Here is a 9,843-nt window from a genome sequence, read left to right as displayed (position 1 = left end):
CAGCAAAGGTATTCTATCTTATTTTGTCTGTTTAAATTGTTTAAGTACCGTTAAGTTGGACGATTCTGCTTGGCAGCAAATTTTCGTTGTTCTGAGCCACCAACAAGACATCCGTATCAAAGACCCCAAAGCTTGTCGTCGTTTTCTGAATGCGGTTCTCTGGATTACTCGCACAGGTGCTCAATGGCGTGAATTACCCAAACGTTTTGGCAACTGGAACAGCCTCTACAAACGATATCGGCGTTGGTGTCAGAAGGGAGTTTGGCATCGTCTCTTGCAAGAAATGTCCCACTCTGCTGACTTAGAAAGTTTAATTCCCGATAGCACCATGATTCGTGCTCATCCCTGTGCAGCAGGAGCAAAAGGGGGTCAGAAAAACACTCTTTAGGAGGTTCTTGTGGCGGATTTAGTACCAAGTTACATGCTGTGGTAGATGCGTTGGGCAATCCGCTGCGGTTGCTTCTGACTCCAGGGCAAACCGCCGATATCAGTCAAGGAGAGGCATTGGTGGCTGGTTATCGAGCTCAACAGGTAATTGCCGATAAAGGCTATGATTGTGATGCTTTTGTGGTCTTGATTGAGGAAACTGGTGCTCAAGGCGTGATTCCGCCTCGTTCTGGTCGCCTCAACCCTAGAGATTACGATTCACATCTGTACAAGGAGCGACATCTAGTTGAGTGCTTTTTTAACAAACTTAAATACTATCGTCGCGTTTTCAGCCGTTTTGACAAAACTGACGAATGTTATTTGGGATTTGCCGAATTTGCTTCGGCTTTAATTTGGTTGCGTTAATTGTGTCAACAGAACCTAAAACTCTATGTTTCTTATGTACCATTAACCAAGCTCATTGACTTGACGTGGAATCGTATATCGAATCCCCCGTCTACGTAAATTAAGTTTAAGCCAAATACTTCAATCTCGTATTTTTAAGCATTTCACCGACTTTTAAAACACGCCCTAGTTAAGATAAAGTCTTAAACAATGAATCGGGAATCATTTGAGAAATAAATTAAATTCTTTTAAAATCTTGCCATAGGCTGCACTATCCTAACCTCTACCGTGCCCACTGCAAACTGCTCTTTAAAATATGCGGTGCTTGAGCAGCAACAGCTTCGCTGGTCGCTCTTCTTAAAGCAATTGGAGTTTAGTAACCAGTATTTATTGATTGGTTTGTCGGTTGGGTGCGTTACATGAACGGTGCAGCTAGGGCAATTTGAGTTCGGGGACGGTCGACTGCTCCGAGGAGAAATTGTTAACGATCCCAATCATCCGCCACAGACAACCTCGAACTCTAACCAACAACCTCTCGTCGGTCGGCGTGCATTGAGGTTGTTAGCCAGGAGGATATATACACATTTACTTTTCAGTGAGATTTAGGATCTCAGCTGGAATATTTCACCGCGAATAGTATTTTCGTGTAAGAAAGTTGAGACAGATGCTGGATTCATTGGTATACGAATCTCCTTAACTTGTGTATGAATTTCTTGCACCTTACTCAGCTTAAGTTGAAGCAGAGTAACTATTTATTATGCTGCCTTTGCTTCCAATGAGCGGACGAAATCATCCGTGTTCATCTGTTTGCCGAAATGATGAACAACGGCATCGAGAACGTGAGCCTGTTGGGCTTGATTGAAGGCCGCACACGCATCGGACAGTACAACCACTTCGTAGCCCTGGTCATGGCCTTGCCGCAAGGTGGATTCGATGCATACGTGTAATGCGAAACCCGCAAGATATATGTGGTTTACCCGTTGATTGCGAAGATAAACGTCAAGGTTCGATCCTGCAAAGGCGCTACCGCCCGTCCGCCCTTGAACCACAAACTCGCCTGCACTTGGAGTGAACGGCTCGACAAACCGGCTGCCCTGGCCGGCGGCTAGGAACGTTCCTGCCTCTTGGATGGTGCTCTGAAGACCAGCACGCGGCTTGCCCAACTCCGGATAATTCTCTTGAAAGCCTAAGCCGCAGTGTATGACGCGAAAGTTCGCTTCTCTGGCCGCTGCAAGCGCCCTTTTCGCGTTATCCTTTGCACCCTGCAAGAGATACCGATCCTCCATGAGTTTATTCAGCTTTCCATCGTCTGCCAGCCACTCCTGTTGGAACTCGATCAGGATGAGTGCTCGATCGGTCTTTTCCATCATGAAACTCCTTCGGTTGGGTGGTGAGTTGTGGCGGCATCACTATTTATTATACGGAAACTTTCTGTAGATCTAACCTATAGGTCATGATATCCAAAATTATTCTGTATATTTACCCTATGTAGGGTTTTATTTCGAATTTTTCTGGATATTATCCTTTATTGGTACATTATCCAGAAATTTCCTAGTTATCATACTTCGTTCTTAGCTGCACTACCTTAATTTCTAGCGTACCTACCGCATATTGTTTATTAAGATATACGATCGCCTTATCCAAACTACAATAACTAGGTAGATGAGCAAAATTATCGCTGTTGCCAATCAAAAGGGAGGTACTGGGAAAACCACTACTTCTGTCCATCTTGCTTACTGGCTCTCTCAACGAGGTCGGGTTTTGGTTGTAGATGCCGATGCCCAACAAATTAGCGGGACTTAAACAAAAATCAAGCCCAAACAAAGCCCAAACTCGCTTTATAAGCTGTGAATAGGTCAGGATTTTGGTTGAGCCATCGAACGAAACCAAAAGACATAGCAGTACGAAACGCTTCTAATGCTTCAGGAAAAGTCTTAATTTCTTTATTAGCCCAGCGTCTTCTTAACCCACCAGTTAGCTTGTGCCAAAGGATAAAAATGTAAGCACAAAAGACAAGGATTAAATGTCTATCTAAGCTTCTTTTACCTCTTGTTTGATATTCTTTTAGCCCTAACCAACCTTTGGCTTCACGATAGAAAACTTCTTTTCTAAATTTAGAATTACTTCACTAACAGCCTCTTTGGGTAACGACCGTGCTAAATCATCTAATCTTATGTCTTCTCTATCCTCTAATTGATTAAGAAGTTTTACCTTTCTATTTTTGGCTAATCCTCCAATATATTTTAACTTTCTCTTCTCTAATTCCTTCAACAAGGTTGTATTGTTACCATATACAGATGAGTTGTAACAACAACATTGCCATTATCTGTTTTCCCGATTTCTCCAATATACTGACGACCTACTCCCGCAGTGAAATTGCGCACCGCCCGCGCTGAGGTTTCCTCAGCGTATAGGACGGAGCAAGCACCCACTTTTTCTATGACCACTATCATCAACAATTAAGCTAAAACCGCTACAAATTCTAGTCTGATGACACTTGTTCATTACTTGTAAACGTCGCTCATTAACCATGTCTGATGACCAAGGTGCTTCGGTTAAAAAGTGATGTAAGCGGTGATATGTCAGCAATTCTCATTTTAAAAATTCCCAGAGAAAAATAGATGAGAAATGAACGTTTGTTAGCAAATAACTTTCGCTAACAAAAACCACTCTGATTAAGATTCGGGTGAATTAGATTAAAGTAAAAGGCATTAAATTCTCACAGAGTAGCAACATGGGTCTAGCAATAGGAATGCCTGAATTACTATCGATGCTGAGTGCCGAGTTAAATAATCTTCCCGAGGAACGAAAACCAAGCAATAATACTAAATATACGGTTGAAGAAGCTCACTTAAGTGCATTTTCTGTATTTTTTATGCAATCTCCTTCTTTTTTAGACCATCAACGTTTGATGAAAAGTCAGAAAGGGAAAAATAATGCCCAGAGTTTGTTTGGCATCGAGAACATCCCCTGTGATCCTCAGATTCGCACCCTGCTCAATTTGGTGCCAGCTTCGACGGTATTTGGCGTTTTTCGCTCAGTCTATAATGGTTTGTCCAAGACAGGGAACCTATCGCCCTATCGTTGCTTCGGTGGAGGATTTTTGCTGACACTTGATGGAACTGAATATTTCTCCTCCAAGAAGATTCACTGTTGTCATTGTTGCCATCGGACTCATAAAAACGGCAGTACTACCTATTTTCATGCTGCGGTTACTCCGGTACTGGTGGCTCCAGGACGACCACAGCTCATCAGTTTAGAACCAGAATTCATCACTTCCCAAGATGGTCATGATAAACAAGACTGGGAGAACGCTGCCGCTAAGCGTTGGATTGCTGCTCATCCCCGCGACCCAGAAGACCTCCCTGTAACTTTACTTGGGGATGACCTCTACTGCAATCAACCCATCTGTGAAACGGCTTTGGCTCATGGTTATCATTTTATCTTTGTCTGTAAGCGTACATCTCATTCAGAACTTTATGAGTGGGTGGATTACCTCGAACGAGTCGGGGAGGTGAAAACTCTAACCCAGTTGGAGATTCGAGGACGAAAATGTTTGTCTTACTACTACCGCTTTGTGAATAAAATTCCCCTCAGAGCTACCCAACCAGCCCTGGACGTAAACTGGTGTGAGGTAACGGTTACAGATACCAGCGACGAGAAAACCTTGTATTACAATGCCTTTGCTACTTGCCATGAAATCGAGCGACAGAATGCGATCGAGATTGTCACTGCTGCTCGTGCGCGCTCGAAGCTCGAAAATGAAGGGAATAATATTCTCAAAACTAAAGGCTATCATCTCGAACACAACTTGGGTCACGGTGAAAACCACCAGGCGGAACTTCTATTCTGCCTTAATTGGTTAGCTTATCTCTTCCACACCAGTTGGGATTTAGTCCACATCACTTATCGTGCCGTTCGCTCGATGTTAGTTACTCGCCAAACTTTCTTCAATGATGTTCGGGCACTAACCAGATATTTATGGTTTGAGAGTTGGCAGACTTTGTGGGAGTTTATGCTGAGGGAGGGAAAAGCAACTGACAGGGTTAATTCTAGCTAAATTTCGCGACTGTTGAACCAGAACCAATTCGCGCCCTTTATAGCTCTACAGAGTAATAGGTAGTCGTTCCAAGTATTACTCGGCTTTTTCATGGCTCAAAATGAACTTCCTCGGAAATGATGGCTGCTTCTAAGCTTACTTTGGCTCACAATTAATTAACTCTTCGCTTTGTGCGCAAAAATTTTTCGCGCACAAGTTCCTGTTTCTCATTTTTCATTCTGTATTTTCTTTCGTTCAGGTTTCAAAATGAGAATTGCTGTAAATCACCCCCAAAGATTGCCAAAGCGGCGGCGCTGACTGCCGAGAGCGCTCGCCAACAAATACCCCGACAATTTCGCGGCTCTCGGCATCAATAGCCAACCAGATCCATTGCTTGTTCTTCTTGGAACCCAGAAATGACCACATCTCGTCTAATTGAATCGTCAGCCTACCTCTTTTTTTTGGGTAACGTTAACAGTCCTAGGGATTTGATAAAATTTCTGATTGACGTACATTTGTAACCAACGTTGAGCAACACCTGAGACTCTGGCGATCGCTGCCAACGATAGGCGTTCGAGTAGCAGCTTGTCAATCAACTGGCGAGTTGCCTCCTCAATCGGTTGACGGCTAGCATTCTCGACAAATTGTCGTCCACCTGACGGGGAGACAACCGCTAAAAACTAGAGACAGCAAGAGAGAAAGCGCGTTTAGTCACCTTCCCAAAATATGAGTCTAGGAAGTACGTATAAATACAAAGAGTTACAGAGAACCAGGCAAATACTTAAATCATCTTGAGCAAGATGAAGGGTCGATTTAAAAATCAGGAAAAATAATTGTCTGATAAATTAAACAGACAATTATTCAAGAAAATGTTGCCCCAATTCTATCTAGATTATCTCAAAACTTATCTCCCTGATTCAGAATTATTAACCTTACAAATTCTAGTGTGGTTACTACAAGTTCACCGTCAAGTTAGAATCGAAAGATTGGCTTCGAGCTTTCCATATCCAATTAACGGTACTTAAACAATTTAAACAGACAAAATAAGATAGAATACCTTTGCTGATTAACTTTAACATTATTCTAAAGCCCGATCGCACTTACTTTATGAAAGAAACTACTCCCGCAGCCATGCCTCCCTGTTTCGATAGATGAGATGGTGTCAAAAGTTTGATGATTTACTGAGAACTAAAGCGCAAAAAAGGGAATTCAGACATTATTTAGGAGGATTATTAGGGGAAAGTGAGCGAAAAAATGTATCTCAAATGGCTAAAGACGCAGTAGAGGTCACATACCACAAATTACACCATTTCTTAACTGAAGCAACTTGGTCAGCGAACAAGATAAATGAACGTCGCTTAGAAGTGATGAACAAGTGTAATCAAACGAGAATCAGTAAGGGATTTAGTCTAATTGTTGATGACTCTGGGCATAGAAAAAGTGGTAACTTTACCGCAGCAGTAGGTCGTCAATATATTGGGGAAATTGGGAAAACAGATAATGGCAATGTTGTAGTAACAACTCATCTATATGATGGCCAAAAAAGCTTACCTTTAGACATAGAACTATATCAACATGGTAATTCGTTGCCCGAAGGAAAGAAAGACAGAGAATTCAAGAAAAAACCCACCTTAGCCTTAGAATTAATCGATAAAAGTTTGAAGAGGGGATATCGACCAGGACTAGTATTAATAGATTCGTCCTATGGTAACAACACAACTGTTTTACTCGAACTGGAAAAAAAGAAATTAAAGTATATAGGAGGAATCGCTAAAAATCGTAATATTTTGGTTAAAACTCCATCAAATCAATTAGAAAAAATCAGAGTAGATGAATATGCTCAATGGTTATCTGATGAGGAATTTAAGGAGATTCAAATCCAGGGTGAAAAACCTAGAACCGTCTGGGTAGCAATAATAGAAGCAGAAATATCAAGGCTAGAAGGAATCAGAAAAATAGCTATCGTCATGAGTGCACCAATCTTTGAAGATGCTGAAGATATTGACTACTTACTCACAAATGTTGAGGGAGAAATAGTAACCGAGCAATGGATAGTTCAAACTTATGCTCAGAGAAACTGGATAGAAGTTTTCTATCGAGAAGCCAAGGGATGGTTAGGATTAAAAGAGTATCAAGTTAGAGATAAGAAGAGTTTGGAAAGACATTTTATTCTAGTTTTTTGTGCCTATACTTTTATCCTTTGGCATAAGCTTACTGGAGGTTTAAGAAGACGTTGGGCGAACAAACCTTTGGAGACATTTCCTGAAGCATTAGAAGCTTTTCGTACAGGTATATCTTATCGTTTTGTCCAATGGTTGAACCAAAATCGCGACGTATTCGTAGCTTATAAAGCTAGTTTGGGCTTTGTTTGGGCTTGATTTTTGTTTAAGTACCGTTAAGTGTGAAACTAGAAGAAAGAAAATACAAAGGTTTCTAGTTTTACCGCGATTAAGCTTACCATTACTTTGGTTTCCCTTAATTAAAAAAATAATTAATAGTCAATTCAAAACAGGCGATCGCTTAATAATAACTATCGATAGAACACAGTGGAAAGCCAATAATATTTTAATGGTAAGTGTAATTTGGAAAAAGCGGGCATTACCAAGATACTGGCTGCTGTTATCTAAGAAAGGTAGTAGTAATTTTTATGAGCAGGTAGCTGTTATTAGACCCGTATTACGTTTAATGAAAGAATATCATTTAGTAGTTATTGGCGATCGAGAATATAGGAGTACGGCATTTGCCCTGTGGTTAACCAAGAAAAAAATACACTTCGTTTTTAGATTGAACAAAAATACTAAAATTAAGCTCAGATACCAACAATATCAATCTCTAGATTCTTTGTGTATTAATCCAGGAACACGAGTTTTGTACTCTAAAGTTTTAGTAACACAAGAAAATAAAATAGACAGATTTAACGTCGTAGTTTACTGGAACAGAAAGTACGATAATAAACAATTACCTGCTCCTTGGTATCTGCTCACCAACCTCGAAAATAAACAGGAAGTGTAAGGATTCAGGTATCAGGGTTGACAAAAAGGAAAAAGAGATTAAAGTAGCCAATAATGAGCGAAGCTAATCACCCCTTCAAAGCCGAAGAACTGCGCCAGTTGTCCAATGAGAAACTGGCAGAAATCGTGACTACCCAACAAAAGCTGATTGAGAAGCTAGAAAAAAGAATAGAACAACTGGAACAGAGCCTCAACCTCGACAGCCAAACCTCATCGAAACCCCCTTCAACTGACTTGCTGAAAAAAAGCGAGAGAAAACCAGAAGTAGGGTTGGAAGAAGCCAAAAAAGAGACAAAAAGAAAACCAGGAGGACAACCAGGACATCAAGGGAAGACGAGAAAAGGATTTGGGCGTGTAGACCGCTACGAAGTATTGAAACCGACCATCTGCTCCAACTGTGGAAATCAACAATGGAAGACTAAGGGGGTACGAGTAGATACTCAACAGGTAGCCCAGTTGGTGGCAAAACCGATACAAGTCGTAGAGTACCAACGTCATCACTGTCAATGCGGCAAGTGTGGAGCAATAGAGGCAGCTCGACGGTCTCCCACAATGATTCCAGGTCAAGACTTGGGAGTCAGACTACAGGGGTTACTTTCCTGGCTGGGAAACTATGCTCATATGTCCTATGCTAAACAGCAAGAACTGTTGTGGGAACTGGGAGCAATAGAAATTAGTAGGGGAACTTTAGTTGCCACCAATGAACGAACGAGTACAACAAGCGAGTATCAACAGTGTTGAAGGGTTGAAAAAGTCGATTAATTCAGAGCATCCTCCTCTACATTGTGACGAAACCCCCTGCTCAGTTAAAGGAGTCAAAGAATGGCTCTGGGTTTTAGCTGGGTCAGAGTTCTGCCTGTTTCATGCCGGCGATACTAGAAAACGCAGAGAATTGGAAGCTGTATTAGGAGTATTCTATGATGGAGTTTTGATTAGCGACGATTTTAGTGTCTACAACGGCTATTCAGTAGCAGGACAACAAAAGTGTTTGGCTCATCTACGTCGTCATTTTCAAAAACTGTTAAAGACTAAAGGGGTAGATAACCAAGAAATTGCTACCACCTTTCTGTCTCTAATTGATGAGGCATTTAAGCAACATCGGGTTTGGCGACAGACCCATCAGGAAAGCCACTATCGAGATTGGGCAGAGGATTTCCGAAGGCGAGTGACTAGCGCAATTAAGACTTGGCTCAAGAATGCTGGTCATGAAGCTGGAAAACTGCTACGTTCGCTGCGTGATAAGGCGGAGCAATGGTGGTATTTTCTGACACATCCTCAGATACCCCCCGACAATAATCTAGCTGAACGATGTTTGAGAACTGCTGTAACCAAGCGGAAAGTTTGTGGTGGCTCTCGTTCCATCGAACGGTTTCAACATACAGCCAACCTGCTGAGTGCAATTCAATCTTGTCGTTTGCAAGGACGTTCGGTGATTACTTTTTTTCAACAGACTTTACAAGCTACAGTTGGACATTGTTCTTATCCTTCTCTTATTCCTCATGCTTGCACCTGAATCCTTACCAGGAAGTTATTAAAATATTTGCCTCTCGTGGTGGAATTGAAGCAATGTTTCGGGATTGTAAGAGTGGCGGTTATAATCTAGAAGAAAGCCAAGCTAATACTCAACGTTTAACTAATCTAATTTTGTTAATAGCATTCGCTTATACTGCTAGTTGTATAGCAGGATTAAAAATTAGAAATACTGGTATAACCAAGTATATCAATAGACTAAAGCTTGAAGGTAAAAATCGACCCAGACACAGTTATTTCTGGACGGGACTATATGGCACTACTTGGATCTTATCTATGGATATATGTTGGGAGTGGGTCGAAAAGTTAATGAGAGCTGCTATCAATAAACTGCCATTTTATCTTCGAGGTCTTAAAGCTATGAAACGCATACAGAGTATGGTCTAGCTTGGTTGTCTCCCCGTCAGAATGACGACATACTTGACCGCGGAATCTTAGTTTACCGTAATGGGTAGAACCGTATTTGATGATTCGAGCTGATTGGCATTTGGG

General features: G+C 41.5%; 5 protein-coding genes and 6 pseudogenes. 7 read left to right on the top strand and 4 right to left on the bottom strand.

Annotation, left to right across the window (positions count from 1 at the left end; genetic code table 11):
* Window positions 1-10 precede the first annotated feature (10 nt).
* Window positions 11-792, top strand: a protein-coding gene (locus tag ACLFKQ_RS30835; protein WP_449003404.1) for an IS5 family transposase whose coding sequence is annotated in 2 segments (ribosomal slippage) — window positions 11-358 and window positions 361-792 — 780 coding nt in all. Because the reading frame shifts where the segments join, the coding sequence is not laid out codon by codon here.
* A gap of 734 nt (window positions 793-1,526) precedes the next feature.
* Here ACLFKQ_RS30835 and ACLFKQ_RS30830 read toward each other — a convergent pair.
* Window positions 1,527-2,141, bottom strand: coding sequence for a cysteine hydrolase (locus ACLFKQ_RS30830; RefSeq protein ID WP_448998432.1), 615 nt, complete (start codon window positions 2,139-2,141; stop codon window positions 1,527-1,529).
* A 292-nt stretch (window positions 2,142-2,433) separates the two neighbouring features.
* Here ACLFKQ_RS30830 and ACLFKQ_RS30825 point away from each other — a divergent pair.
* Window positions 2,434-2,568: pseudogene (locus ACLFKQ_RS30825) on the top strand (ParA family protein); the annotation flags it as partial.
* A gap of 13 nt (window positions 2,569-2,581) precedes the next feature.
* Here ACLFKQ_RS30825 and ACLFKQ_RS30820 read toward each other — a convergent pair.
* Window positions 2,582-3,357 (bottom strand): annotated as a pseudogene (locus tag ACLFKQ_RS30820) (transposase); the annotation flags it as partial.
* A 148-nt stretch (window positions 3,358-3,505) separates the two neighbouring features.
* Between ACLFKQ_RS30820 and ACLFKQ_RS30815 the strand changes: the two are divergent.
* The gene (locus tag ACLFKQ_RS30815; RefSeq protein ID WP_448998433.1) at window positions 3,506-4,831 is read left to right on the top strand and encodes an ISNCY family transposase; all 1,326 of its coding nucleotides are present in this window, start codon (window positions 3,506-3,508) and stop codon (window positions 4,829-4,831) included.
* Between the two features lie 258 nt (window positions 4,832-5,089).
* Here the strand turns inward: ACLFKQ_RS30815 and ACLFKQ_RS30810 are convergent.
* Window positions 5,090-5,463: pseudogene (locus ACLFKQ_RS30810) on the bottom strand (IS1 family transposase); the annotation flags it as partial.
* 180 nt (window positions 5,464-5,643) lie between these two features.
* Between ACLFKQ_RS30810 and ACLFKQ_RS30805 the strand changes: the two are divergent.
* From ACLFKQ_RS30805 to tnpC, 4 genes and pseudogenes are all read left to right on the top strand, one after another.
* Window positions 5,644-5,835 (top strand): hypothetical protein, encoded by a 192-nt coding sequence (locus tag ACLFKQ_RS30805; protein WP_448998434.1) that lies wholly within the window; start codon window positions 5,644-5,646, stop codon window positions 5,833-5,835.
* Between the two features lie 82 nt (window positions 5,836-5,917).
* Window positions 5,918-7,188 (top strand): annotated as a pseudogene (locus tag ACLFKQ_RS30800) (IS701 family transposase).
* A gap of 190 nt (window positions 7,189-7,378) precedes the next feature.
* Complete coding sequence (locus ACLFKQ_RS30795; RefSeq protein ID WP_448998435.1) at window positions 7,379-7,822, top strand: transposase; 444 nt, start codon at window positions 7,379-7,381, stop codon at window positions 7,820-7,822.
* A gap of 53 nt (window positions 7,823-7,875) precedes the next feature.
* A pseudogene (tnpC, locus tag ACLFKQ_RS30790) lies at window positions 7,876-9,334 on the top strand (IS66 family transposase).
* Window positions 9,335-9,657: 323 nt separating this feature from the next.
* Here tnpC and ACLFKQ_RS30785 read toward each other — a convergent pair.
* Window positions 9,658-9,843 (bottom strand): annotated as a pseudogene (locus tag ACLFKQ_RS30785) (hypothetical protein); the annotation flags it as partial.

The sequence above is a fragment of the Myxosarcina sp. GI1(2024) genome (genome assembly GCF_053543375.1).
Note: the sequence above shows the minus strand (reverse complement) of the source record. Positions and strands in the feature narration are given on the sequence as shown.